At 68.8% G+C, this 26,298-nt stretch carries 19 protein-coding genes and 1 pseudogene; 12 read left to right on the top strand and 8 right to left on the bottom strand.

The annotated features are described in order from the left end of the window. The first annotated feature begins 11 nt into the window (after nt 1-11). From ACFYR3_RS07120 to ACFYR3_RS07100, 5 genes are all read left to right on the top strand, one after another. Complete coding sequence (locus ACFYR3_RS07120) at nt 12-272, top strand: hypothetical protein (protein ID WP_389281887.1); 261 nt, start codon at nt 12-14, stop codon at nt 270-272. Then, nucleotides 269-682, top strand: coding sequence for a helix-turn-helix domain-containing protein (locus tag ACFYR3_RS07115; protein ID WP_389281885.1), 414 nt, complete (start codon nt 269-271; stop codon nt 680-682). Before ACFYR3_RS07120 ends, ACFYR3_RS07115 begins: the two co-directional genes overlap by 4 nt. A gap of 438 nt (nt 683-1,120) precedes the next feature. Continuing rightward, nucleotides 1,121-2,317, top strand: coding sequence for a helix-turn-helix domain-containing protein (locus ACFYR3_RS07110; protein WP_389281883.1), 1,197 nt, complete (start codon nt 1,121-1,123; stop codon nt 2,315-2,317). A gap of 177 nt (nt 2,318-2,494) precedes the next feature. Then, nucleotides 2,495-2,803, top strand: a complete 309-nt coding sequence (locus ACFYR3_RS07105; protein WP_389281881.1) for a hypothetical protein — start codon at nt 2,495-2,497, stop codon at nt 2,801-2,803. Next, complete coding sequence (locus ACFYR3_RS07100) at nt 2,800-3,168, top strand: hypothetical protein (protein ID WP_389281879.1); 369 nt, start codon at nt 2,800-2,802, stop codon at nt 3,166-3,168. Before ACFYR3_RS07105 ends, ACFYR3_RS07100 begins: the two co-directional genes overlap by 4 nt. A 264-nt stretch (nt 3,169-3,432) precedes the next feature. Here ACFYR3_RS07100 and ACFYR3_RS07095 read toward each other — a convergent pair whose 3' ends face one another. The 3 genes from ACFYR3_RS07095 to ACFYR3_RS07085 form a co-directional block, all read right to left on the bottom strand. Beyond that, entirely contained in the window at nt 3,433-3,711 is a 279-nt protein-coding gene (locus ACFYR3_RS07095) for a hypothetical protein (protein ID WP_389281877.1), read from the bottom strand. 136 nt (nt 3,712-3,847) lie between these two features. Continuing rightward, on the bottom strand, nt 3,848-14,530 hold the full coding sequence (locus tag ACFYR3_RS07090; RefSeq protein ID WP_389281875.1) for a LamG-like jellyroll fold domain-containing protein: 10,683 nt from the start codon (nt 14,528-14,530) through the stop codon (nt 3,848-3,850). A gap of 180 nt (nt 14,531-14,710) precedes the next feature. After that, nucleotides 14,711-15,019 carry a hypothetical protein gene (locus tag ACFYR3_RS07085; protein WP_389281873.1) on the bottom strand — a complete coding sequence of 103 codons (309 nt, stop codon included), beginning with the start codon at nt 15,017-15,019 and terminating at the stop codon, nt 14,711-14,713. On the opposite strand from ACFYR3_RS07085, the gene ACFYR3_RS07080 reads away from it, so the two are divergent. The 6 genes and pseudogenes from ACFYR3_RS07080 (at nt 15,018) to ACFYR3_RS07055 (ending at nt 21,097) form a co-directional block, all read left to right on the top strand. Continuing rightward, on the top strand, nt 15,018-15,536 hold the full coding sequence (locus ACFYR3_RS07080) for a hypothetical protein (protein WP_389281871.1): 519 nt from the start codon (nt 15,018-15,020) through the stop codon (nt 15,534-15,536). The genes ACFYR3_RS07085 and ACFYR3_RS07080 overlap by 2 nt on opposite strands. Before the next feature lie 184 nt (nt 15,537-15,720). Beyond that, a pseudogene (gene uraD, locus ACFYR3_RS07075) lies at nt 15,721-16,227 on the top strand (2-oxo-4-hydroxy-4-carboxy-5-ureidoimidazoline decarboxylase); the annotation flags it as partial. Nucleotides 16,228-16,328: 101 nt separating this feature from the next. Further along, nucleotides 16,329-16,730: a hydroxyisourate hydrolase gene (gene uraH, locus ACFYR3_RS07070; RefSeq protein ID WP_355840168.1), complete on the top strand. Its 402-nt coding sequence runs from the start codon at nt 16,329-16,331 to the stop codon at nt 16,728-16,730. A gap of 5 nt (nt 16,731-16,735) precedes the next feature. Beyond that, nucleotides 16,736-17,704 carry a factor-independent urate hydroxylase gene (gene pucL, locus ACFYR3_RS07065; RefSeq protein WP_355840169.1) on the top strand — a complete coding sequence of 323 codons (969 nt, stop codon included), beginning with the start codon at nt 16,736-16,738 and terminating at the stop codon, nt 17,702-17,704. A 183-nt stretch (nt 17,705-17,887) separates the two neighbouring features. Next, on the top strand, nt 17,888-19,264 hold the full coding sequence (locus tag ACFYR3_RS07060) for an 8-oxoguanine deaminase (protein ID WP_389281869.1): 1,377 nt from the start codon (nt 17,888-17,890) through the stop codon (nt 19,262-19,264). A gap of 405 nt (nt 19,265-19,669) precedes the next feature. Then, complete coding sequence (locus ACFYR3_RS07055) at nt 19,670-21,097, top strand: nucleobase:cation symporter-2 family protein (RefSeq protein ID WP_389282031.1); 1,428 nt, start codon at nt 19,670-19,672, stop codon at nt 21,095-21,097. A 74-nt stretch (nt 21,098-21,171) separates the two neighbouring features. Here the strand turns inward: ACFYR3_RS07055 and ACFYR3_RS07050 are convergent, their stop codons facing one another. Together ACFYR3_RS07050 and ACFYR3_RS07045 are read right to left on the bottom strand one after the other, a co-directional pair. Next, nucleotides 21,172-21,987, bottom strand: coding sequence for a chitosanase (locus ACFYR3_RS07050; RefSeq protein WP_389281867.1), 816 nt, complete (start codon nt 21,985-21,987; stop codon nt 21,172-21,174). Nucleotides 21,988-22,130: 143 nt separating this feature from the next. Next, a complete protein-coding gene (locus ACFYR3_RS07045; protein ID WP_355840346.1) occupies nt 22,131-23,741 on the bottom strand; it encodes an MFS transporter in 1,611 nt (536 codons plus the stop codon). Between the two features lie 120 nt (nt 23,742-23,861). Between ACFYR3_RS07045 and ACFYR3_RS07040 the strand changes: the two genes are divergently transcribed. After that, a complete protein-coding gene (locus ACFYR3_RS07040) occupies nt 23,862-24,263 on the top strand; it encodes a helix-turn-helix domain-containing protein (protein WP_355840172.1) in 402 nt (133 codons plus the stop codon). Nucleotides 24,264-24,290: 27 nt separating this feature from the next. Here ACFYR3_RS07040 and ACFYR3_RS07035 read toward each other — a convergent pair whose 3' ends face one another. The 3 genes from ACFYR3_RS07035 to ACFYR3_RS07025 all read right to left on the bottom strand — a co-directional run bounded on the left by ACFYR3_RS07035 (nt 24,291) and on the right by ACFYR3_RS07025 (nt 26,223). After that, nucleotides 24,291-24,713, bottom strand: coding sequence for an acyl-CoA thioesterase (locus tag ACFYR3_RS07035; RefSeq protein WP_355840173.1), 423 nt, complete (start codon nt 24,711-24,713; stop codon nt 24,291-24,293). Nucleotides 24,714-24,873: 160 nt separating this feature from the next. Beyond that, the gene (locus ACFYR3_RS07030; protein WP_355840174.1) at nt 24,874-25,518 is read right to left on the bottom strand and encodes a hypothetical protein; all 645 of its coding nucleotides are present in this window, start codon (nt 25,516-25,518) and stop codon (nt 24,874-24,876) included. Between the two features lie 54 nt (nt 25,519-25,572). Further along, nucleotides 25,573-26,223 (bottom strand): histidine phosphatase family protein, encoded by a 651-nt coding sequence (locus ACFYR3_RS07025; protein WP_355840175.1) that lies wholly within the window; start codon nt 26,221-26,223, stop codon nt 25,573-25,575. Between the last annotated feature and the right edge of the window lie 75 nt (nt 26,224-26,298).

Genomic DNA, 26,298 nt, shown 5'->3' with positions numbered 1-26,298 from the left:
AGGTTGAGCCCGTGCGATTGAGAGTGGAGTTCACGACCGAGCCCTTCGATCTCGACGAGGCGCCCCGGCACGCCCTGGTCGCCCGTGAGGTCATCGAGACGGCCGAGCTGGACGCCGTGGACGTCGGCCCGTTCGGCAACACCGCGGAAGGCGGCGCGGACGCCGTGCTCACTGCCGTCGACGTGCTCCTGCGCAAGGTCCTGGAGGCGGGCGCCACCCGCGTCTCGCTCCAGGTCAACATCGTGGGCGCGCCCGGGGAGGGCGATAAGTGACCGGATTCGGGGACGACCCCTTCGTCGCGGCGGTCAAGCCGCTGGTCGACGCCATGGGCGGCGAGATGCTGCCGCCCGAGCTGGCCGACGTGGACGATGTCGTGCTGTCCTGGGAGGGCGCGGACGTCGTCGCCGTACGCCTGCCGCAACTCGCCGACTCGCTCGACCGCATCCTCGCCGCCCTGGAGCGCAAGCGGGGCAAGCCGCTCGCGGAACTCGACCGCAAGGCCAAGCAGGACATCGTGCGCACACTGGAAGCGCGCGGGGCCTTCTCCGTGCGGCACGGCGTGGAAACCGTGGCGAGCGCGCTCGGCGTCAGCCGGTTCACCGTCTACAACTACATCAATTACGTCAACGAGCAGCGGGCCAAGGCGCATGCGGACGAGGGGCAGTCGCGGCAGGACGGGTGACGCGAGGCGGCGCGATTCAACCCCGAAGCCTCGCTCCTACGGGCTCTCGACCTCACGTCCGGGGCTACACCCGGCCAACTTCCCGCCGCCGCCTCGCCGTCGGCCTGGCGCTCTCCGTGCGGGCGCTTCCGGCTTCTCCGCGCTTCCGGCACAATGCTGCGCTGTTTCTGCGCGGCCTGGTCTCTGGCCGGCCCGCGGTGGCGGAGCCGAGAGCGGGCCGGGTGGGTGGCAGTGCCGCGCGCGACCCGCGCCGGCGGGTCGCCTTGAAGACACAGAGAAAGTTTGGACGCATCCTGCTTCGGTGGTATGCCGCGGGCATCGGCTGGTCGTTCGGCTTGGAGTGTGGTCCTGCGGGCAGCCGGGATGATCACTGTTCGGCCGGTCCGGGACCGTGCGCTGGGGGTACCGTCTGAGTGTTGCCGCAGAACGGAGTTCGCCGTGTCGCAGAGCATCGAGGAACACGCCGGCGCTCGGATTGCCCGTATCCGGAAGCAGCGCGGCCTCACGCAGCAAGGGCTGGCGATGCGGGCGCACCTGTCGAAGTCGCTGTTGTCGAAGGTCGAGTGCGGGCAGAAGCCCGCTTCTCCGGCTCTTGTCGCCGCCTGTGCCCGTGCACTGGGTGTTTCCACAGCCGACTTGCTGGGACAGCCGTACGCCGACGAACTGCGGCGCGACCGCATGGACGCTCTGATCCAGCCGATCCGTGAGGGGCTGGAGAACTGGGACATCGCTCTGGACTGGGAGACGGCTCCGCGCCCGGCCTCGTTGATCTGGGCGGATGTGCGGCGGGTTCTGGAGCAGCGCCGTCAGGCGCAGTACACGGACATGGTGCGCGACCTGCCCGTGCTGATCGGCGAGTCGGTGCAGGCCGTGCACACCAGTGCTGGGGAGGAGCAGCGGCTGGCTTACGAGTGCCTGGCGGAGACCTTCCGGTGTGTCTTCACCGTGGCGTGGAAGCTCGGCTTCCTCGACCTGGCGACGGTCGCGCTGGACCGGCTGGCGTGGACCGCGCCGCGCACCGACGAGCCGGGGTTGGCTGCCATGCATGCCTTTCTGCGTGCGCAGACCACGTTGTCGTCGGGTCGGTACGACGTGGGTCTGCGGGTGGTCGACCGGGCTCTGCAGGATCTCGACGGCCAGGAGTCACGCCGCCCGGCGGGCGTCGAGGCGATGCGGGGCATGCTGCACCTGCGTGCCGCGACCATCGCGGGTCGGATGAAGGACCGGGACCATGCGGACGCCCGCCTGGCCGAGGCCCGTGCCCTTGCCCGGGCAACGGGCGAGTTGCCGGACTTCGGCGTCACCTGGGGGCCGGTGAACGTCGGTGTGCATGCCGTGGCCATCGCGTCGGAGGCTGACGACTTCGGGCGTGCGATCGAACTCGCCGACAACGTGCGCATTCCACGCGGCTGGACCCGTTCCCGGGCCGGTCACCACTGGATGGACCTCGGTCGGTCCCACGCGTGGGCGGGCCACCCGGACAAGGCGCTGGACTGCCTGAACCAGGCCCGGCGCATCGCCCCGCAGCAGACCCGCTACCACCCGACCGTGCGGGAGACCGTGCTGGCGCTGAAGCGGCGGGAGCGGGCGCGTAACGGCTCGTTGGCGCAGTACGCGGAGTGGGTCGGGATATAGCGGGCTTCTGGGGGGAGGAGTTGCACCCTTCGGTGCAACCGCGGTGCATCGCCGGTCGGCAGGCTGACGTCTCGTCAGGACCCCCGCGACCATAGGGGTCTCCCCTGCTCGAACGAAGTCGAGAGCTTGGGGAAGAACTGTCCGGGGGCATGGCCAACGCTGACAAGGAGCGTCGACGTGCCGCACTGTATCGCCCACATATTCGAACCGCTGCTACGGCTGCTGTGGCCCGCACGGGGCCGCCATCGCAGACCTGATCACTCATCCGCCGGCCTTGCTGTGGAGGCGTCGACCGTCTGTCCGGCTCGCGTGCTGGCCGCCCGGGTAGTGCGTGGTGAGGAGGTCGGGCTCGTCCGCCCCTACCTGGTCGCGCACGAGCGGTGGGAGGCGCAGAAGCGGCAGGCTCGGCGTCGCACGTTCCGGCTGGCACTGCGCGGCATCGACATCAGTACCCGGCTGTTCGACGGTGTGGAGGTCACGGCGTGACGAGCGGGACCGGAGAATTGCGCCTGCTGCCGTGGGTCGGGCCCGAGGGCAAGCCGTGCTATCTCGTAGGTGACGGAGCCGGATATCTGTCGAGGCTTGCCAACAACATGGAGTCGACCCAGCTCGGCCTGGCCGGGGAACTCTTTCAGGAGGCGAAGCGTGTTCTGGACAAGCGGCAGTGGACGCAGGGAGAACTGCAGCTGCTGGCAGTCGAGTTGACTGAAGCGCTCGGCAACGTGCACCGCATCGCAGTGAGTCGCGGCGCACGCCTGACCACACCCGCCGACGACGATCTCGACACCGGGGGCGACCTGGAAGACGAGGAAGACGGGCAGGACGGTTCACCCCCGGCGCTCAGCCGCTGACCGTGCCTCGCGGCTCCCTGCTCCATCCAGGCAGGGCCGCAGAGATCCCCGAAGAGCCGTGGTTTCCGGGGATCTTCCTTGCATGCCGTCAGGTGTCCTTGGAGCGCTTGAATGCCGGAGCCCCCACGAGCACGTCGTGGGGGCTCCGGCATCCAGCCACGTTGCCGTCAATCGGCGTGAGAGGCCCCGCCTTGACCATTGATCTGGCGAGAGCTCTTTCGGCTGCAACGCAGCGCTGCCGGTCACCCGACGGACACGTCAATCTCAGATGTCGTCAACCGGCCAAGCTTCCAAGGATTCAACGATCTCGGTAAGTTGCGCCACGAGATCCACCTCGGACATCCTCCCGCTGTCGAATCGACTCCACAGGTCGGGGAGCTGCTCCACGGCCGATCCAAAACCTTCGATCAGCTCGGCAATGCGCATGGGATCCGCGGCACTCTTTCCAACCCTGAGCATCCAGATCTGAGCAGCCGCATACGCTGCAATACCCCTGCCCGCCAACGAGACAGCATCCCATCCCAAGCGGTCGTCAGAGGCCATCTGAACGAAGGGTGCAAAATAAGGAGAACTTTCCGTATTCACTTCACAAACCTCGATTAAATAATCCGCGCTAGCCTGGCCCGTTCGGCCCTCTGCGTAAAAGAATCGAACGGGCCAGGATGCATCACTCGATGCCTTATCCGTCGTCTCTGAAGGCGGACTGTAGACCACGCTTTGCCCAAGCGGCTATTCGCACTCCAGTATCGGGAAGGTCGGTTACACCTCCCTTTCGCAGAACATCGCATACGTGGGTCAGGCAGCTGTTGGTCAAGAAATCATACTTCCCCTGTTCGGTGCCGATTTTTTCGCCCTGGAAGGCGCGCGCCTCCGTAGCATTCGGCAGTCTGAATGAGAATGTAATCGACCCGATCGGCCCCTTGTAGTTACGGATAGCAGTCCGAGTGTGGCCGACATTGGGCATCAGTTCAGAATGCGTGATTTCTCCTTCACCATCCATTACCTCGACGGTGAAGTGGACATTGTTTCCATCGCCCACGTGAGCATGAACGAGCGCCGTTCCCTCGTCCACGTCGCAGCTGTCATTGTGGACCAGTACCGGCGTGGATCCCGCCAGCACGTAGTACGAGTGGAACTGCTGGACAGTGAGGTTCCAGCGGTTGGCCGCGCCAGGGGTCGTTCGGGTGGAGACGACATAGACGTGGCCGTTGCTGGCCGTGTTGAGGGCATCGCCGTGGTGAAGTCCACCAGCGGCCACCCAGTTGTGGGTGGTGTCGTTCCAGAAGGGATGGTTGGCGGTGGTGTGCAGGGTGCCAGTGTGGCCGTCCTTCGTGCGGACGGTCAGATCGAGCAGGTCGTGGTCGTGATTGATCAGCACGTGCTGGACCGTGCGGGCGCCTTGGTGCTTGCCCGTCTTGAGGCTCGCGGCCTCGACCTTGTCGCCGACCTTGATCTTGCCGATCGCCTTGGTCTTGCCGTCTCCCATCAACACCTTGGTGCCGGGGGAGAAGCTGCAATTACAACCGGTGCACGCCTTCGAGCGGCTGTCGCCCGACTTCTTGGGCGCCTTGAGGCCGCCACCCTCCTCGACCTCGCCGGCCTTGGAGGCTCCTCCGGCCGACTTGGGTGCGGCGGAGCTGACCGACTTGGCCGCCGAGGAACCGGCTGCCGCTTCCTCTCCGGCAGAGGCCTCGACTGCGACTGCGCCTCCACCCGCGACGGCCGAGACGCCGGCGCCTACGAGGACTGATCCGCCTTCCGCGATGGCGGCCGTGATGCCGCCGGCGACTGCTCCTTCAACGCCACCCATCGCGGCGCCTTCGAGCATGGCCCCGCCGATGGCTCCGATGCAGGCGCCGGCGGTGGCGATGACGCAGGCGACCGCACCGACCGCTGCGAGGGTGACGAGAGTTGCGACGATGGCGGTCTTGTGCTTCTTGATGAACTGGCCCGCGGCCCTCTTGGCCTTCTTCAGCTTGCTGCCGAGCACCTTGCCTGCGTGCTTGACCGTTTGGGCGGCGCTATGGTAGTAGCTCGCTGCTTTCTTCCTCGCACGGTGCACGATCTGCCGGGCGCGTTGGTACTTGTGCTTGACGTAGTGGTAGACGGCGGGATAGTGGTCGTGGACGTAGTGGGCGGCCTTGTGGGCGTAGTGCTTGGCCGCGCCGACGATGCCGTGCTTCTTGACCTCGCGGACGACGTTCCGGACGTGCTTGATGCCGGAGTGGATCGCGCGGCGCACGCTGGAGTGGTGCCAGGCCGAGGAAGCCTTCTTCTTGATCTTGTGTCCCACGGACTTGATGGCGCCCATGATCGACCAGTGACCGGTGGGGTCGGTGGCCGTCAGCGGGTTGTCGTTGCCGTAGGCGAAGCGGTCGGCGTCGACCGAGTCGGGGACGGGGTTGAGGCCGACGGTGTCGCGGGAGGCGAACTGGCCGGTGTTGGGGTTGTACCAACGGGCGGCCATGTCGACCTGGTTGGTGTCCGGGTCGGTCCACTCCGACTGGTAGCCCAGGGCTCCGACCATGCCCTGCCTGGTGAGGACCTTGCCGAACGGGTCATAGGTGGTCGAGCCGGTCAGGGCGGTGCCCGAGTCGGTGAACTGGCCCACCACGTCGTCGTGCACGTCGGTCATCGCCAGCACCTTGGTGCCGGAGGAGTTGATGCCGACCAGCGCGCCGCCAGGGTCGCGGCCGTAGGTGGTGCCGCCGTCGGAAGCCAGGTCGTTGCCCATGCCGGTGTAGGAGAAGGTCTGGTTGGACCCTCCGATGCCGGCGGTGACCATGCGGCCCAGGCCGTCGTAGCTGTACGTCTTCGATCCGGAGGTGATCACCCGGTTGAAGGCGTCGGCGGCGGTGGTGGAGGTCTGGCCCGCGTTGGTGGTCGAGCTCAGGGTGCCGCGGGCCGTGTAGCCGTAGGTGCTGTTCGCGTCCGAGGTCAACTCGTTGCGGGCGTTGTAGGTGTAGGTGTCCGCGCCGACGCGGGTGCGGTTGCCGGCGTTGTCGTAGCCGTAGGTGGCCGTGGTGGTGCCGTTGTTCCAGGAGGCGAGCCGGTCGGCCCAGTCGTAGGTGTAGGTGTTGGAGGCCGCCCCCGCGAATCCGGTGGTGGTCTTGGAAGTCTCGTTGTCGTTCAGGTCGTAGCCATAGGCGATCGACGCCTCGGTTCCGCCCGCCGGTTTGGTGAGGGTGTCGCCGGTGAGCCGGTGCGCCCAGTCGTACTGCAGGGTGCGGCTGGCCTTGCCGGTGCCGTAGGAGATGGTCGACGGCAGCGACATCGTGTTGTAGCCGACGGTGGCGGTGGACCCGGTGGCGGCGTCGTTGACGGTCTTCAGACGGCCGGCCGTGTCGTAGCCGTAGGCGGACGTGCCCGCCGCGTCGGTGCGCGAGGTCATCTGTCCGTCGCCGCTGTAGGCGAAGGACGAAGTTCCCGACGGTCCGGCCGTGGTCAGCAGGTCGCCGCGGTCGTCGTAGGAGAACGTGTCGTCCGTGCCCGGGGCGGCGGCGGAGGTGATGCGTCCGTCGTTGTCGTAGCCGAAGGTGTGGTCCGCGGTCGCTGCCTCGGCGCCGCTGCCGGTCTGCCTGGTCAGGTCACCGGTGGTCGAGTCGTAGGAGTCGGCGACCGACACGCCGCCGGGGGACAGTTGCTTCGTCACCCGACCCCCGCCGTCGTAGACGGTGGTGTAGGTCCGGTCCGCGACCGCCGGATAGGTCGGCGTGGACGGTTCGATCTGCGACTCCGGCAGGCCCCACTTGTTGTACGTGGTCAGCCAGTCGTGTCCGGCCACGGGGTTGCCCGAGGCGTCGTAGCCGTTGCCGTCGGTGAACCGGGTGAGGTTGCCGACCGCGTCGTAACCGAACGACGTGGTGATCGACTTCCCGGCCGCGACCGGCTGCACCTCCTTGGTCACCATGCCCGTCGCGTCGAGGGTGAAGGCGGAGGTGTGACCGTTGCCGTCCGTGGCGGAGGTCAGGTTCCCCGACGGGTCGTACGTCGAGGAGGTGGTGCGGCGCAGCATCGCGGTGGAGTCGTACTCCGCGGTGCCCACCGAGTTGCCGAAGGCGTCGTAGGTGGTTGTCGCGTAGGTGTTGTCAGGGTTGGTGACCTTGGCCGGCCTGCCGTCGAGGTCGTAGGCGTACTGGGTGGCGTTGTTCGCGCCGTCCACGACCTTGGTCTGCTCACCGGCCGCGTCGTAGGTGAACGAGGTGGACACACCGTTCGGCGACACCGACGAGGACAGCAGGCCCCCGGGCGCGTCGTAGTGGTTGACGGTGGTGTACGCGGCCTGCGAGGGCCGTCGTTCGACCTCGGTCGTGGTGAGCTGGCGGCCCAGGTAGTCGTAGGTGGCCTGGGTCACCGCGCCGGTGGGGTCGGTCGCCGACAGCAGATCGCCGTCGGTGTCGTAGGTGGAGTGCGAGGTGCGTCCGCCCGGCAGGGTCTCGTTCACCTGGTCGCCGAGCTGGTCGTAGGTGTAGGAGGTGACCTTGCCCAGCGCGTCGGTCTCGGTGGTGATCTGACCGGCGGCGTTGTACTGCGTGGAGGTCGCCGGGGTGATCGCCGTCGAGGAGCCCGGCGGCGTGTACGACGGCATGGTCTGCGAGACCTGCTGGCCCAGCGGGTCGTACGCGGTCGTGACGACGTTGCCGTTCGGGTCCTTGGTCTCCGCCGCTTCGCCGTAGGTGTTGTAACCGGTGTACGCCACGGGGTGCGAGGCGGCGACGCTGGAGGTGCCTGTCGCGGCGTCGGCCGTCTCCGTGTTCACCGTCGGCGCCGTGGTGACCGCGACGTTCCCCTCCTCGTCGTAGGAGTAGGACGTGACGTTGCCGTTCGCGTCCGCCGCCCAGGTCGGGAGTCCCCGCTGGTCCAGGTGCGCCCGGGTGGTGTGCACGGTCGAGTTCGCCGCGGGAAGCGTCCCGCCGTACAGGCTGGAGGCCTGGGTGGCGGACAGTGCCTCGGAGTAGGTCTGGACGTCCGAGACGGAGCCGTTGGCGTACTCGCCCCAGACGCCCGCGGCCACCTTGCGGGCGATGTCGAGGGTGCCGGTGCTGTTCCAGGGGGTGGTGAAGGCCTTGGTGCCGGCCAGGGCGCCGTTGACGTAGAGGTTGAACTGGCCGGCGGCTGCGTCATAGACACCGGTCAGGTGGGCCCACTGACCCACGACGGGGGTACCGCCGTAGGCGGCGGTCCAGGTGGCGGCGGCGGTGTCGCCCGAATGGCCGCCGAAGGCCCAGGCGTTGGATCCGGAGGAGTAGTAGAGCTGGAAGGCGCTGGTGGTGGTGCCGTTCTGGGAGACGAAGGTGGAGTTGGCCGTCGTGGAGTTGAGCTTGACCCACGCCGACACGGTGTAGCTGGTGGCGGTGTCCACGACGGGACTCGTGGTCTCGGCGTAGGACGTGGAGGTGCCGTTGAACACGGAGCTGCCGCCGTGGTCGGTGGACCTCGTCACCCCGCTCGCGACGGTTGCGGGGTTGTTCGCGCCGGAGGAGTCGGCCGCGTTGCTGCCCGAGGTCTCGTTGAGCTTCCAACGTCCGACCGGCGCGGTGGTGCCGTCGTGCACCGCGGCCGAAATGGTGTTGCCGAGCGCGTCGTAGGAGTACGAGGTCGTCTCCGGGGTGCCGGAGGCACCGGAGTGCGTGGAGGTGACCACGTGGTCGTCCGGGTCGTACGACACCGTGTCGCTGCGGTTCACACCCGAGGGGTCCAGCGTGGTCTTGGTGGTGCGGGACGCCGCGTCCACCGCGTAGGTGGTCGTGGTCGTTCCGTCGTTGGAGATCTCCTTGGTCAGGTTGCCGGCCGCGTCATAGGTGTTGGCCTGCTGCACGAACGACTTCGGGTTGTTCGGGTCCGTCACCGCGTCCGTGCGCGTGACCGTCGCCGACAGCCCGTTGTCGGTGTAGGTGTAGGACGTGGTGAAGCCCATCGAGTCCGTGACCGAGGCCAGCCGTCCGGCCGGGTCGTAGGCCCGCGAGTCCAGCGTCAGCGTCCGCGCGGTCGACGGGTTGTCCGGGTCGCCGGTGTAGCCGGGCTGTGTGGCGGTGACCTGACGGTTGTCGGCGTCGAAGGTGTAGTCCGTTTCGTTCCCCGACGCGTCGACCTCGGTGATCACGTTTCCGTATACGTCATACGTGTACGTCGTGGTCTGGAGCGTCTTGTCCGAGCCGTCGGTGTTGAACGCCGACACCTGCGACGCGGTGTTCTTCCGGTTGCCCGAGTCGTACGTCCACTCCGTGCGCCGCGGCCCGTCACCGCCGGTCAGGTCCTTGGTCGTCTCGGAGGTGGCGTTGCCGTCGGCGTCGTAGACCGTCGTCGTCTGCGCGGTGTGGGTCGCGCCCGTGACACGGTCGATGACAGCCGGGGCGGTGTCGGAGACGACCTGGTCGTCCTTGTCGTACGTGTACGACGAGGTCAGACCCGACGGATAGCTGTCCGATGTCTCGGTCTTGGTCGTCCGGCGGCCGATGTTGTCGTAGCCGTACGCCACCGACGCGCCATTGGCGTCGGTCTGCTTCGCCAGGTCACCGTTGTGGTTGTAGGTGTACGACGTGGTCGCGCCGCCCGGCGTGATCGTCGACGCCTCCAGGTACGCCGGCGCGTTCCCGGTGTCCGCGGCGGGCGTGGTCGACGTGGTGTACGTCGTGGTGGCGGTACGGCCGCTGGGGAAACCCGGCACCGGCGGGGTGGTCACCGTCGTCTGGTTGCCGTACGCGTCGTAGGCGTAGCTCGTCAGGTACGTGTTGTCCGTCGGGCCGGAGGAACGCCCGTCCCGCTCGGTCAGCAGCAGGTCGTTACGCGGGTCCGGCGCCGGGTTCGCGGTCGTGTCGTCCGGATAGTAGGTGTAGTAGTCCGTCTCGCACAGGTTCTGTGCCTGGTTCTGGCACGTCGACTTCGACACCACGTTGCCGCGCACATCGTGCCCGGTCGTGGTCGTGTTCCCGTCCGGGTCGGTGGTGGTGTAGAGGAAGCCGGAGGTGTCGTAGCCGTACGTGGTGCGGTTGCCCAGGGCGTCGGTCTGGGAGAGGACCCGGTCGCCGTTGTCGACGTCGTAGCCGTAGGTGATGTACTTCGTCGACCCGTCGGGGGTCGGCACCTGGATCTGCACCGTCCGCACCGGCGCGACACCGGAGGAGGACTTGTACGCCGCCCACTCCTGCGACACCTGAGCGGCGCTCAGGGCCGAGCGGAAGACCGCGACCTCGGCGAGCGATCCGTTCCAGTACTCGGTCTCGCTCCCCGCGTACAGGCCGCGTCCGATCTGCAGAGCGCCGGTCGCGGACCACACGTTCGGCCGCGCGATCGTGCCCTGGAGCGTACCGTTGACGTAGAGCGAGAGCAGCCCGCTCGTGGCGTCGTAGCTGGCCGCCAGGTGGGTCCACTGGCCGGTCGCCGCGATGGCGGTCGAGTACACGGCCTGCGTGGTCAGGTTGCCGCTCGAGGAGTCGGTCGTCGGCACCCGCAGCGCCCACTTGTTCTGGGTGTGCTGGTAACCGAGGTAGAACCCGGCGTGGTACGTGCCGTCCTGGCTGACGGCCGTGTAGTCGCTGGTGGTCGAGCCGAGGTTCACCCAGGCCGAGACGCTGAAGCTCTTGGAGGTGTCGACCTCCGAAGTGCCGGGGCTCGCCCAGGAGCTGGAGGCGTTCGCGAACGAGGCCGCCTTCACGTCGGCGGACCCGAACGGGCCGGTGCCGCCGAGGGTGACGTTGTTGTAGGTGGCGTGGCCGGTGTTGACCTCGTTGGCCGCGGCGGAACCCGAGGTGTCGCTCAGCCGCCAGTAGCCGGAGGGCCTGGCGCCCATCACCGTCGAGCGGTAGACCTGCGAGGATCCGGTGACCGTGGGCGGGGCCAGCTTCCAGACGCCGCCGTTGTTGTCCGTCTCCTGGGAGATGGTGTCGTCGACCGCGTTGTACTGCACGGTGTTCTGGGTCTTGCCCGAGGGCAGCGTGATGGTCTGCAGCACCTTCGAGGCCGCCGTCGCAGCCGTGTACTGGTTGGCGATCGTCGTCGCGTTCAGCGGCTGGTTGAAGATCGCCGCCTCGGCCATCAGACCGTTGTAGTGCCCGAGGGTGTCGGCGGGCATGTCGGGCCAGCCATTGGTGTCCACGCCCGCGCCGAAGGAGACGTACGGCTGGTTCCACGACCACAGGCTGCCGGCCATGGTGCCGGTCAGGGCGCCGTCGAGGTACATCGACTGGGTGTTGCCGGCGGAGGTGAGCACCACCTGGTGCCAGGCGTTGTTGTTGACCGCGCTCGCGGACTGGAGCGTGGTGTTGCAGCCCGCGGCCTTCGCGAAGCAGCCGTGCAGCTTGCCGTTGGTGCCGATGTAGATCGCCGGAGTGTTGTACTTGGTGTTGGCGACCGGGTCGGAGTCGGTCAGCGGCTTGTCACCGTAGTAGAACAGCACCCCGCCGGCCTGCGACGTCTTGAACCAGAGCGACACCGACGCGTACGTGCGCGTCGCGCCCGGCGTGGACGGTATCGACAGGTACGAGCTGGTGCCGTTGAACGACGCGGCGTGGCTGCTCGCCAGCGGTCCGGTCGAACCCAGGGTGACATTGTGGTAGGTGCCGTTGAGGTTGCCCTCGTTGGTGTCCACGCCGTCGGCGGCCGTCGTGCCGGCCGTCTCACCCATGCGCCAGTAGGCGAACGGGTCCGCGTCCAGCACCGTGGTGCGGTAGTGGTTGCCGTTGGCGTAGCCGTAGGAGGTGCAGTGCGTGGGGTCCGCCGGCGGGCAGACCTTCGTCAGGCTGTCACCGGTGTAGTTGTAGTTCCAGGTCTCGATCGTGCTCGAGTCCCCGGTCGTCGCGGCGTCGGTCGCCACCGTCGCCACGTGCGCCGTGGTCGCGCCCGAGGGCGTGGACCAGGTGAAGTTCAGCTTCCGGCTCGAGACCTTCGAGGTGATCGTGGTGAGCTGGCCGGCGGTGTAGTCGAAGGTCTCCGCGCGGCCCGCGTAGTCCGTGATCGAGGTGATCGCGTACGCGCCGGTCCTGCCCGTGATCCCCGTCTGGAAGACATAGGCGGTGTCGTCCTTGTCGACCAGCTTGTAGCCGACGGTCGGGGTGGTGATCGCGGTCAGCGACGCCCAGCGTCCCGGTGGCGGGGTGAAGGAGCCGTCGGCGTTCTTGCCGAAGCCGACCTGCGAGCCGTCGGGGTAGGTGATGTTGACACTCGCCACCGCGCCCGAGGAGTCCTTGACCTCCGTGGCCTCCATGTCCGCGACCGTCGACCAGCCCGCGCCGAACGCGCCGTCCACCCGCGGGTCCAGGGAGTTGTAGTCACGCTCGACCGACAGCGACGGGCCCACCGTCTGCACGTCGGCGTCGGTGTCGGAGGTGGTGTAGTTACCGACACTGGGATCGAAGTCGTGCCCGTCGGTGTTCTGCGACAGACCCGAGGTCACCACGGGCTGCGGCACCACGGCCGTGAGCTCGTTCTGCGTCCACGGCGAGTAGAGCAGGCTGTCGTAGGTGCGCACCTGCCACAGGTAGGTGCCGCCCCAGGTCATCTTCCCCGAGGGGACGCTCCAGTCACCGCCGCTGATCAGCCCCGAGTCGGAGATCACCGCACCGGTGGAGGCGTCCAGGAGCTGGAACTGGTACTTCAGCGCCGAACCGGGGTAGTTGTCCGAGTCGTACCCGTACGCCACCAGTTCCGGCTTCAGCGTCTGGGTGTTGTAGTTGTCCGGCGGGTACGAGGCGTCGATCTGCGGGGCCACGTTCCCGTTCAGCGTCAGGTCCAGATAGGGCCGGTAGCTGGTGGGGGCGTTGACCGAGTCGAACTGCTTCCAGTGCAGGGCGTCGCTGTTCGTCGAGTACAGCGCGAGACCGTGGTTGCTCACCGTTCCGCCGGCGACGCCGTTGAACCAGGAGCTGCTCAGCGGCACGTTCATCCACGTACCCGTGGACCGCGAACCGCCGGAGTTCGTGCACGCCGCACCAGGGTTGGCGGTCAGCGACCCCAGCGCGGTGCTGTCCCACGCCGGGCCCGGGTAGGAGGTGACCGCCGAACCCGTCCACGAGGCACTGATCGGCGCGACGGAGAACGGCTCGGCGGTGCAGGTCGCGGCCCAGATGTCGAAGAGGTGCAGGCTCGCCGCCGACACGGTCTGACCGGTGATCATGCCGGTCAGGCCTGTCAGGTGCAGGAACGAGTTCGCGCTGTGCGTGCCGGAGTCGTAGGACCCGACCTTCAGCACGTCCTCCGTCGAGTGGTCGCCCGCGAGGCCGCTCTCGGCGTACGTGCTGTCGCTGACGGCCAGCGTCGGGTCCACCGTGACCGGCCACACCCGGTTCTTGGCGCCCAGCCACGACCGGTCCGCCGTCATGGTCAGGATCCAGTCGTCGCCGGACCGCGAAAGACCGTACTCCACGGCCTGCGACCTCGCCGGCTCCCCGGACCTGCGGTTCAGGTGCGAGTCCTGCATGAACGCGTGCGGAATCCGCTCCACCACGGCACCCGACGCGTCGGTGAACTCGACCGATCCCTTGTCGGCGAGCTGCGGCTTCAGACCCTTGGCGTCCAGCTTGAACGACCACGACGTCGGCGCCTTCGCCGAGGACAGGACGATCTTCTCCTTGACGCCGTCCGCCAGCGGTACGAGCTTCAGGTCCGTGTCCGGCAGCACACCGGCGTAGGTCACGGTGCCGTCCGCGTCCGTGACGCCCGGCACGTCCTGCGCGCCCTTGAGCGCGTACGCCACCTGGTGCCCGGAATCGGACTCCACCGATGCCAGCCGTGCGTCCCCCGCACCATCGGCGACGTTCACCGACACGTCGTTGGCCTTCTCCCGCCAACGTCCCGCGGACTTCACCAGCGTGGTGTCGATCGGCTTCCAGGAGCCGTCGGAGGCATGGAAGTTGTGGCGGGAGAAGTACACGCGCTTGGTCGTCGTGCCGTTCGCGTTGTGGAACAGGTCCGTCGTCGCCGACGACTTGGCCGCATCACGCTTGCTCGTCGACGCATGGAACCCGTCACGGCCGTTGGCCACGGCCGCGCCCGTGGTCACCGTCTTTTTGCCGTGTCTGTGCCGGGTGTACTCGGCCAGTTCCCCCTTGCCCTTGCCCGACTTGTGCCCGCGCCCGCCCTTCGCCCGGGTGTGAGCCGCCGACGTGGTGTGCTTGAGCCCGCCGGCCGAACCGCCGAGCTGCTTGGGCAGTTTCAGATGCGGGGAGCGCAGCCAGTCCCACAAACCCGTCACCGACAGCTTCGGCATGCTCAGCGCCGGCAGTGTCATCCCCTGCGCCACCGCCTCCTCGGCGGTCGGCGTGAACGACAGGAGGAAACAGACCACCAGCACGACCACACGCGCCGCCCTGCGGCGGGGTGACCAGGGTGGCGGTTGGGAGGAGCGGCGACGTAGGAAGGGAGACATGAATGATCCTTTGCGGACACGTATCGATCATGAAAGCGACTCGATAGTTCCGTAAACGATCAAGCTTTGACCATAGTCGGTTGATCTTCTTACAGGATCCTTACATTGTGGGTCGACGGCCGCTCGATTTTCCCGACAGGGCACACCCGAAACCCAGTTGAAACGACCGCTGACGATGAATCAGGACGTACCGGTCAGAGAGGTCAGAAGTCCACGTATGCGGTCCCGTACCTCCGACTGGTCGCCCTTCCTCACCACCGAGACGTTCGCCGATCCCGGCCCGTCCCCCACGACGACGAAGCGCACCTGCTTTTGACGGGGCGCCACCGCACGCACCGCCTGGACCGGCGTCGCGCCGACGGCCACCACCACCGAACACTGCTCCTGCACGAGGGAGTTGACATACGGCACCACGTTCGCCCGAGTGTCCGGCCCCGTCGCCGGCAGGAAACTCACCCGGACCCTGGTCGAGCGGGAGGCCTCCTGCATGCCGGCCCACACCGGTGCCGCCGGCACGCCCGGCACAACTCCGCGACTGTCGGTGAGAAGGCAGGCGTCCACGTCCCGATACACCCGGGCCGTCGGCATCTCGCCGCCGCCGTCGGCGGACGGCCACAAGCAGACTCCCGCCACCACGACGGCGATCACGCCCCCCAGCCCTGCGCCGAGAGCCACCCGACGCCTGCGCAACGCTTCGGGCAAAGCCGACCGAATCAGCCTGAACCACTGGGATGACCACCGCATGTCTGCACCCTTCAACAAGGTCCTCGGGGCGACCACCGCCCGCGAAGAGGTGAGCATAAGACAGCGTCTCCACCCCGGAACCTTCGAGAGGTCCCAGGTGAGCGGTTCATCCGCCCAGCATGTGACCCACCGTCTTGTGTCCGGCGACGGCTGGTCACCGACGCCGCCTCTGGTCGACCATGAGCGCGGGGCGCTGCTGCCGTGCAGAATGGACATGACGTTCTCGGTCTACAGCTACCTGAATCGTGAAAAGGACGCCTGACCGGCGAAAACGCTCCTCATGGCGGCAGGGGTACGCCCGCCGTGACCCGCCGTCGCCCGCCGCCGTCCGGAACGATCGGGCGGCGGTTTCTGTAACCCGAAGTTTTCAACAAAGTGTTGACGTCGTGTTTTCGAGGGCGTTAGCTGTCCGAAGCCCGTCCAGCACAAGGCCACGGAGGCTTCCTGTGACGTCGAGTACGACTTCTGGCGGCCTCGCCCGCTTCAACGCCCTTCAGGAGCTCGCGGCCTTCGCCGTCCTCCATGAGGCGTGCGCCTCCCGCGTGTGGGCCGAGCGGCTGCTCGCCGCCCGCCCGTACGCAACCCCCGACGACCTGTACACCGCGAGCGACGCCGCCACGGCCGAACTCACCGCGGCGGACCTGGCGGAGGCGATGGCCGGGCACCCGCCCATCGGGCGGCCGAGGCCCGGCGACCCGACCTCCTCCCGCGAGCAGCGCGGCATGGCCGGTGCCTCCGCGGAGCTCAAGGAGGAGATGCTCGAACTGAACCTGGCCTACCAGGAGAAGTTCGGCCATGTCTTCCTCATCTGCGCCACCGGCCGGACCGGCGAGCAGATGCGCGACGCTGCCAAGGAGCGGATCGGCAACTCGGCCGAGCGGGAGCGCGAGATCGTCCGCGTCGAACTGGGGAGGATCAACCGCATCCGGCTCGGCAATCTCGTACAGGAGGAAGCCGGCGGTCTCGTACAGGAAGAGCCCGCCGGTCCCGTGCAGGAAGAGCCCGCCGGTCCCGTGCAGGGAGAACCCGGCAGTCCCGTACAGGAAGAAGAGGCATGAGCACCGACACCACGGCCTCCGTGTCCACCCACATCCTGGACACCAGCGTGGGCCGCCCCGCCGAGGGCGTCGCCGTCCAACTCGCCGCCCGCGCGGGGCGCGAGGGCGGCTGGCGGGCGCTCGGCGGTTCCGCGACCGACGCGGACGGCCGGTGCAAGGACCTTCCGGCGCTGCCGGAGGGCACGACCCACGTACGCCTCGACTTCGCGGTCGAGCAGTACTTCGAGTCGGATTCAGCGACACAGCAAGCCGATGCGCAGCAGGACGCCCCCGCGAATCGGGACAGCGAGACGTTCTTCCCCGAGGTGACGATCACCTTCGCCGTCAGGCCGGGCGAGCACTACCACGTACCGCTGCTGCTCAACCCGTTCGGCTACTCCGTTTACCGAGGGAGCTAGCAGACATGACCGACCAATCCCACCGCGGCACCGGCCCTTCCCACCGTGGCCGCCCGGTGCTCCTGGGCCAGAACCAGTACGGCAAGGCCGAGAACCGCGTCGTCAAGATCACCCGCGACGGCGACACCCACCACATCAAGGACCTGAACGTGTCCGTCGCGCTGAGCGGCGACATGCAGGAGGTCCACCTCTCGGGCTCCAACGCGAACGTCCTGCCGACGGACACCACCAAGAACACGGTGTACGCGTTCGCCAAGGAGTACGGCATCGAGTCCGCCGAGCAGTTCGGCATCCATCTGGCACGGCACTTCGTGACCAGCCAGGAGCCGATTCTGCGGGCCCGCATCCGCATCGAGGAGTACGCCTGGGAGCGGATCGAGGCCTCGGACGCGGGCTCCCGGGTCGTCGGCGCGGAAGAGGCCAATCACTCGTTCGTACGCAAGGGCCAGGAGACACGCGTCACCCAGATCACCTACGACGGTGACACATGGGAGGTCGTCTCGGGCCTGAAGGACCTCGTCGTGATGAACTCGACGAACTCCGAGTTCTGGGGCTACGTCAAGGACAAGTACACGACGCTCCCGGAGGCGTACGACCGCATCCTGGCCACCCAGGTCTCCAGCCGCTGGCGCTTCAACTGGACCGGCGACGAGCAGGAGATGCCCAACTGGGACAAGTCGTACGACCAGGTCAGGAAGCACATGCTCCAGGCCTTCGCGGAGACCTACTCCCTCTCGCTCCAGCAGAGCCTGTACCAAATGGGCGCGCGGATCATCGACCACCGCGGCGAGATCGACGAGGTCCGCTTCTCGCTCCCGAACAAGCACCACTTCCTGGTGGACCTGACGCCGTTCGGCCTGGAGAACGACAACGAGGTGTACTTCGCGGCCGACCGTCCGTACGGGCTCATCGAGGCCACCGTCCTGCGCGACGGCTGCGAGCCGCGCATCCCGGTGGACCTCACCAACCTGTAGGACCGCACCCGGCGGTCCACCCGGACCGCCTCCGTGGTTCTGCCGCTGTACCCCCGACGCGGGCGCCGGCGTCACGTCCCAGGGGAGAGCGGGGGCATCTGCGCAATCACAGCATCACGGACCCGGTCGTCACCCCGCTCGGCCCCCGGGTCCGTCCGCCAATGGGAAGAACGAGGAACCGCCGTGGCAGTCCAGCGCATCGTCATCGAGAACTGCGCCATCGCGACCGTGGACGCGGGCGACACCGAGTACGCCTCGGGCCACATCGTCGTCGCCGACAACAGGATCGAATCGGTGGGCGCCGGGAAGGCTCCCGAGAACCTGGAGAACGTGGTACGCCGGGTCGACGGCACCGGGCATCTGGCCACGCCCGGCCTGGTGAACACCCACCACCACTTCTACCAGTGGATCACCCGCGGCCTCGCCACGGACCACAACCTCTTCAACTGGCTCGTCGCCCTCTACCCGACCTGGGCGCGCATCGACGAGCCGATGGCCTACGCGGCCGCACAAGGTTCCCTCGCCATGATGGCCCGCGGCGGTGTCACCACCGCCATGGACCACCACTACGTCTTCCCCAAGGGCTCCGGAGACCTGTCCGGCGCCATCATCCGGGCCGCCCGTGAGACCGGCGTCCGCTTCACCCTCGCCCGCGGCTCCATGGACCGCAGCGAGAAGGACGGCGGACTGCCGCCGGACTTCGCCGTCGAGACCCTCGAAGGGGCGCTGGCCGCCACCGAGGCGACCGTCGACGAGCACCACGACGCCTCCTTCGACAGCATGACCCAGGTCGCCGTCGCACCCTGCTCGCCCTTCTCCGTCTCCACCGAACTCATGAAGCAGGGCGCCGAGTTGGCCCGCCGCAAGGGGGTACGGCTGCACACGCACGGTTCGGAGACGGTGGAGGAGGAGCAGTTCTGCAAGGAACTGTTCGGCATGGGTCCGACCGACTACTTCGAGTCGACCGGCTGGCTCGGCGAGGACGTGTGGATGGCGCACTGCGTCCACATGAACGACTCCGACATCGCCGCCTTCGCCCGCACGAAGACGGGTGTCGCGCACTGTCCGTCCTCGAACGCCCGGCTGGCCGCGGGCATCGCCCGGGTCCCCGACATGCTGGCGGCCGGCGTTCCGGTCGGCCTCGGCGTCGACGGCACCGCGTCGAACGAGTCGGGCGAACTCCACACCGAGCTGCGCAACGCCCTGCTCATCAACCGGCTCGGCGCCCACCGCGAGGCCGCCCTGAACGCCCGTCAGGCGCTGCGCCTCGGCACCTTCGGAGGGGCCCAGGTCCTCGGCCGCGCGAGCCAGATCGGCTCCCTGGAGCCGGGCAAGCTCGCCGACCTGGTGCTGTGGAAGCTGGACACCCTTGCGCACGCCTCGATCGCCGACCCGGTGACGGCGCTGGTCTTCGGCGCCGCCGCCCCGGTCACCCTCTCGCTCGTGAACGGCAGGCCGGTCGTCGAGGACAGCAGCCTGCTCAACGTCGACGAGGATGCCGTCGCCCGCTCCACGCGCGATGAGGCACAGCGGCTGGCGCGGATCGCCGCGCAGGCCTGACCACCACAGAACTCCGGCCGAGGGGGACGGCCCTCGGCCGGTAGCCGTGGACCCGAGCGGGGTCCACGGCGGCCGTAGCCGGGGCGTGCATGGACGTGCGCGCCCCGGAACGGTCTCCGCCGCGCGGACGCCGTGTCCGCGCGGTGGCCATCGTCCCGGTCCCGCACGACCGCGCATCACCTCCCTGACAACCACGTCGACGGCGACGTGCACCCGACCGGAGGAGCCGCCGTGGCCGCCCAGCCCGAGCCCAGCACCGATGCACGACCAACTGGATCAACGGAAACAACTGGATCAACGGAACCGACCGGAACGGCCGGATCGACTGGATCAACGGAGTCGACTGGAACAGCCGGATCGACCGGACCGACCGAAGCGAGTGGATCGACCGGAGGAACAGGGCCCATCGAGGCAAGTGGATCAACCGAGGCGACGGGATCGCCCGGACCAACGGGCCCATCAGCGCACCCGGTTGACGAGAGACTGCCCGCGCTGAAGATGGCGGCCAGCGGTCTGCAGCACGTGGCCGCCATGTACGCGGGAGTGGTCGCCCCGCCCCTGATCGTCGGCGCCGCGGCCGGTCTGTCCGCCGCCGAACTCACCTTCCTCACCGGCGCCTGCCTGTTCACCGCGGGTCTCGCCACCTTCCTGCAGACCCTCGGCTTCTGGAAGATCGGAGCGCGGCTGCCCTTCGTCAACGGCGTCACCTTCGCGGGCGTCGCCCCGATGACCGCCGTCGTCGCCTCCGCCAAGGACAAGAGCGACGCACTGCCGATCATCTTCGGCGCGGTCGTCGTCGCCGGTGTCCTCGGATTCGTCGCGGCCCCCTACTTCAGCAAGGCCGTCCGCTTCTTCCCGCCCGTCGTCACCGGCAGTGTGATCACGCTCATCGGTGTCTCGCTGCTGCCGGTCGCCTTCGGCTGGGCGCAGGGCCCGAACCCCGCGGCGGACGACTACGGTTCACGGACCTACCTGGGACTCGCGGCGGTCACGCTTGTCATCGTTCTGCTGCTGCGCCGCTTCACCCGCGGTTTCGTCAAGCAGATCGCGGTCCTGCTCGGCCTGGTCATCGGCACGCTCGTGGCGATCCCCTTCGGCGTCACGGACTTCGGGCCGGTGGCCGACGCGGACGTGGTCGGCTTCCCGACGCCGTTCCACTTCGGCGCCCCGCAGTTCCACCTCGCCGCGATCCTCTCCCTCTGCGTGGTGATGGTCGTCTCGATGACCGAATCGACCGCGGACATGCTGGCGTTGGGCGAGATCGTGGAGCGCCCCGCCGACGAGCGGACCATCGCGGCCGGACTGCGCGCCGACACCCTCGGTTCGGCGCTGAGCCCGCTCTTCAACGGCTTCATGTGCAGCGCCTTCGCCCAGAACATCGGCCTCGTCGCGATGACGAGGATCCGCAGCCGGTACGTCGTCGCCACCGGCGGCGGCTTCCTGGTGCTGATGGGGCTGTGCCCGATGGCCGCGTCACTGATCGCCGTCGTACCCCGCCCGGTGCTCGGCGGGGCGGGCGTCGTCCTCTTCGGCTCGGTCGCGGCCAGCGGCATCCAGACGCTGGTCAGGGCGGGTCTGGAGAAGGACAACAACGTGCTGATCGTGGCCGTCTCCCTCGCGGTCGGCATCATCCCGATCACCGCGCCCGGGTTCTACCACGCGTTCCCGGAGACCGTACGGATCGTCCTCGACTCCGGCATCTCGACGGGCTGTGTCGCGGCCGTCGTCCTCAACCTCGTCTTCAACCACCTCGGCGGGGGACGCGAGAACGCGGGCGAGGTGACCCACCCCATGGAGGCGGGCGAGGACCTCAAGGCGGTACCGGCCCACTGACCGGCCGGACCGGAACGGGCACACGGAGGGCGCGGCACGAGAACCGCGCCGCGCCCTCCGCCGTGCCGCGCCCGTCAGCCGATGTGGTAGCTGTCGCCGTAGACCTTCCAGTCCAGCGGTGTGTTGAGGCTCAGGTTCCGGTTGCGTACGAAGACCCGTTGCTCGGTGTCGACCCGGGTGGTGTCGGAGTGGGCCTCCTCCTGCTTCATGGCCCACACCCGGGCGTCGAGGAAGGCGTTCAGATACGTCACCTCGTCGCCGCCCTGGGCCGGCGGCTTGGCCTTCGCCAGCGCGCGCCGCCGGATGTTGCGGAAGCTGGTGCTGTCGTCGCCGTCGCCGTGCATCACGATGGCGTCGTAGTACGTGAACTGGCCGAGGACACCGATGCCGTCGGCCTTGCCCTGCCCTACGGCGGGGTTGAAGTAGACACGGTCGCGCTCGTCGTTCTGGGCCTGCTGGAACGCCGAGTCCTGGGCGGCTTTGCGCCAGTCGGCCGGGAAGCCGGGGTCCAGGCCCTCGTGGGAGTCGCTGCCGTCGACCGCACGCAGCGCCGGCAGGTACTTGGCCAGGACGTTTCCGGGCTTGCGCTGCGTGTACAGCTCGACGAGGTCGAGCATGTCGTGGGTGCCCGAGCAGAAGCCGATGATCCCGGCGGTGTAGCCGCGCCCGTCGCCGATGTCCTCGATGTACTTGTACTGCGCCTTCCAGTCCAGCGAGGAGTTCTCCGCGCTGGAGACCAGCTTCATGGCGATCTCCTTCTTCGCCGGGTCGTCCAGGCCGACCGCCGAGGCGGTCGCGGTCTGGGTGGCGATCAGGGGGCCTGCCACCAATGAGGCTCCGATCAGGGTGAGCAGAGTGCGACGCGAAGTGCCTATGTGGGGGGTGTGCACGGTACCTCCGATGGGGGAGTGGTGTTGCCGCGTACTGTTAGGAAAGTTTCCTACCAGAGATTGAAGGCGGCGTATACCCGTCAGGGGAAGGCGAGTTGAGGGTTCGGGGTCGGCTGTCGAGCCGTATGAGCCACCGTGCGGGGCTACTGAGTGGTGGGCATGGCCCGCCGCTCCGGACGCTCGTCGGTGGGGGCCGTTGCTCGGGCCTGCGGGCTTTCGTCCGTGGTGACCGGCATGCGCGCCTCCGGCCCCTGGTCCGTAGTCGCCCCCGTCCGCACCTCTGGCCTGCCGTTCGGCTCAAGTGTCCCATCCAGCAAGGGAGTTGATCGGCTCCGGCGGGGGCGCAGCAGGGCGGCGGCCAGGGTCAGGGCCGTGGCCGCGATGACCGTGGCCACCGTGAACGCCAGCCGGTAGCCGTCCGCCGTCGCCGCGACGACGTGCTCGCCCGCGCCGGTCAGCCGCTCGGTGCGGCTCGCCGCCAGTGTCGTCAGCACGGCCAGCCCCAGTGAACCGCCCACCACCTGCGTGGTGTTGAAGAGTCCGGAGGCCAGGCCGGCGTCTTCCGTGCGGGCGCCCGACATGGCGAGCCCGGTCACCGCGGGCATCGCGGCCGCGAATCCCGCGGCGAGCAGGAGCAGCGGGGGCAGCACGTCGGTGACGTACGACCCTTCGGCCGGGGCCCGGCTGAGCAGGGCGAGGCCCGCCGTGATGAGGGCGAGTCCGGCGAGCAGGACGCGGTACGGGCCGAAGCGGGCGATCGTGCGCGCCGACAGACTCAGCATCAGCACACCGATGGTGATCGGCGCGGGCAGGAACGCCGTGCCGGTGAGCAACTCGCTGTAGCCGAGGACGCGTTGGAGGTAGAGCGCGCCGAGGTACTGGAAGCCGTACATCCCGGCGATCATCAGGATCTGTACGCCGTTCGCGCTCGTCAGGGTCCGGGAGCGGAACAACCGCAGCCGCAGCAGGGGGCGGGCGGCCCGCGCCTGGCGCAGGGTGAAGCCGGTGAACAGGGCGAGCGCGAGCAGACCCAGGGCGATTGTGCCGCCGAGGCCGCGCTCCCCGGAGCCGACGATCGCGTACACCGTCAGCATCAGGGCACCGGTGACCAGGGCCGCGCCCGGATAGTCGGCGCCGCTGCCGAGGCCCGCTCCCTTGTCCGGGGTGAGGACGCGCAGTGCGGCGACCAGGGCCAGTACGCCGATCGGCAGGTTGATCAGAAAGATCCAGTGCCAGTTGAGAGCCTGCGTCAGCGCGCCGCCGAGGAAGGTGCCGAGGGCCCCGCCCGCGGCACCGACCGCGCTGAACACCGCGATGGCGCGGCCCTGTTCGCGGGGCTCGGGGAAGAGCGCCACCAGCATGCCGAGGACCACGGCCGAGGTCATGGCCCCGCCGACCCCCTGGAGGGCGCGGGCCGCGACCAGCATGCCCTGTCCGCCGGCGACCCCGCACAGCACGGACGCCGCGGTGAACACGGCGAGCCCGGCCGTGAACATCCGCTTGCGGCCCACCAGATCGCCGAGCCTGCCCGCGAGCAGCAACAGCCCCCCGAACGGGATCAGATACGCGTTCACGACCCAGGCGAGCCCTGGGGCGGAGAAGCCGAGGTCGCTCTGGACGGCGGGCATGGCGACGGTGACGATGTTCCCGTCCAGGATCGTCATCAGCGTGCCGGCGCACAGGACGACGAGCGAGGCCCACCGGGAGTACGTTCGTGGTGTCGGCGAGCCCGCCGGTTCGGTCCGGGACAGCATGACGATGACCTCCGTGTTCGCCATGGACCGCCGCGGTCCCATGGCCGTTCTCCTTGGTGCACGACTTGTAACGGGGTACATCGTCAGTGACCATGGAGACGGGTGGAAGGAGGCACTTCAATGTCCCAGGGGAACACCGGTGTTACCTCGCAGGCAGTGCTCGCGCAGGCGTGCCCGGTCCGCGAGGTTCTTGACAGGGTCGCCGGAAAATGGAGCGTGCTGATCATCGTGGCCGCCGCGCACGGCCCGATCCGCTTCACCGAACTGGAGCGCAGCATCGAGGGGATCAGCCGCCGCATGCTGACCCTGACCCTGCGCAACCTTGAGCGCGACGGCCTCGTCACGCGCACCGTGCATCCGACCGTACCGCCGAAGGTCGAGTACGAACTCACCCCGGTGGCACGTGAGTTGCACGTGACACTGCTCTCCCTGACCGACTGGGCCGAGCGGCACCGTGTCACGATCGCCGAATCCCGCGCGGCCTACGACGCCGAGCACCGGCCGGAGACGGTCGACGCGTAGGCCGCCCGGCGGCGCGGCCTGCTGGAGTCAGGATTCGAAATAACTGGCGTCGGTGGCCAGGGACTTGAAGACATCCCGGGGGCCCGGCAGGAGTCGGCGTTCCGTGAGGTCCATCAGCCCGCAGACCGCCGTGATCTCGGCGGACACCGTGCCGTCGGCCTTCCGGATGGTCTGCTCCATGCGGAAGCTCTTGCCCTCACCCCAGATGAAGGCGCACGTCACCTCGACCTCGTCGCCGGCGAGCAGCTCGCGCCGATAGCGGATGGTCGTCTCCAGCACGACAGGGCCCACGCGCCGGTCCGCCAGCTTCGCCTGGCTGATCCCCGCCGCGTGCAGCATCGACCAGCGGGCGTGCTCCGCGTACTGCAGATACACACTCTGGTTCAGATGCCCCTGCACGTCGGTCTCGTATCCGCGAACGGTCACGGGGACGGAAAACGGCTCTGCCACGACTTTCCCTTCGATGACTGCGACTGCGACTGCGACTGCTTCTGCGACTACGACTGCTACTGCTACTGCTCCTACGAATGCGACTGCTTCCACGACTGCGACCGCGACGGCGGCAAGGCCGCAGCTGCCCGGCTCCCTCGGGGTACGGCAACCACGCGCCTCACGCCCGCCGGGGCGAGGCCAGCGCGTACCGGGTGCCCGTGCGCGGTTCCGTGTGTTCGCCCACCTGCCAGCCCGCCTTCTCCAGGGTGGCCGCGCAGGCCCGCAGCGCCTCCGGGTCCGGCTCGCGCACGGCGACGGCCTCCGGCTGCGGTGTCGCCCGTACCCGGTAGCCACCGCCCTCCGCTCCGGCGGGCCGGTGCCCCGCCGCCTCCAGCGCGAGCGCGGCGGCCTGCACCAGATGCGTACGCTCCCAGGCGCACGGAAGGTCGGTGGCGCCGTCCGGACGGGTCATCCGGCGCAGCTCCAGGAGCCCCTGCCAGGCGCTGTGCACCTCCCGCAGCCGCGCGGGGCCCGTCTCGGGCCCCTCCTCGCCGCCGATCCGCGCGGCGAACACCCCGGACGCCGCCGGGGCGGACACCTCGGCGGCGCCGGCCGGCTCGGGAGTCGCGGGTATCCCGGGTGCCTCGCGCAGCCGATGGCCGGCCGGTGTCAGGAAGTGGTCGCGCGGGGGACGCGGATGGCGGAAGGCGAGCCCCCGCCGCACCAGGGCGGCGAGCTGGGCCTCGGTTCCCTTCAGCCGCCCGGTCACGGGATCGGCGGTATCGACGAGGCGCTGCTGCGCGGCGGTCGGCGGTCGTGTCACGGCGCGCTCCCTCCACCACCGGGTGGTGCCACGGCGCTCCTGCCCGGCCGCGGCTCAGTGTTCCTCCGACCCCTCTCCCGCCGGGGAGAGCGGTCCATGGGAACAGTACGCGTCGGGTCTGACATTCCAGCCGGCCACCACATGCCGCCGGTGCTCCGTGCTCAGCCGGCTCATCGTCCCGGTGCCGAGTTGGAAGAGGGCGCCGGACTGGGCGGTCAGCCCGAGCCGGCGCGCGGTCAGCACCCGCAGGAAGTGGCCGTGCGAGACGACGACCACGCTGCCCTCCGACTCGGCGAGCGCCGCGTCGATCCTGGCCAGGATCCGCTCGGCGCGCGCCCCCACCTCGTCCGGGCTCTCCCCGGGGTGCTCGGGCGGCCCGGCCGCGACGCCGTCCGTGAACAGGAACCAGTCGGGCCGCTCCCGGTGGATCTCGACGGTCGTGATGCCCTCGTACCCGCCGTAGTCCCACTCGCGGAGGTCGGCGTCGACGCGCGCGCCGACGACCCCCGCCAGCTCGGCCGTCTCCCGCGCCCGGCGCATCGGGCTGACGAACGCCGCCGCGATGTGGTGCCGGGCGATCAGCGGACCGAGCCGTCGTGCCTGCTCGCGGCCGTTGTCGGTCAGCGGGACATCCGTCGACCCCGTGTGCCGCCCGGACATCGACCATTCGGTCTCACCGTGCCGTACGAGGAGCAGGTCACCCATCGCCGCGCCCTTTCCGTCCGTGCGTCAGCCGCTCTCCCTCGTACGGTGACACCGGCCGGGCCGGGCCGCAGCACC

It is taken from the genome of Streptomyces sp. NPDC005784 (genome assembly GCF_042871525.1).
In the GTDB taxonomy this organism is placed as follows: domain Bacteria; phylum Actinomycetota; class Actinomycetes; order Streptomycetales; family Streptomycetaceae; genus Streptomyces.
Note: the sequence above shows the minus strand (reverse complement) of the source record. Positions and strands in the feature narration are given on the sequence as shown.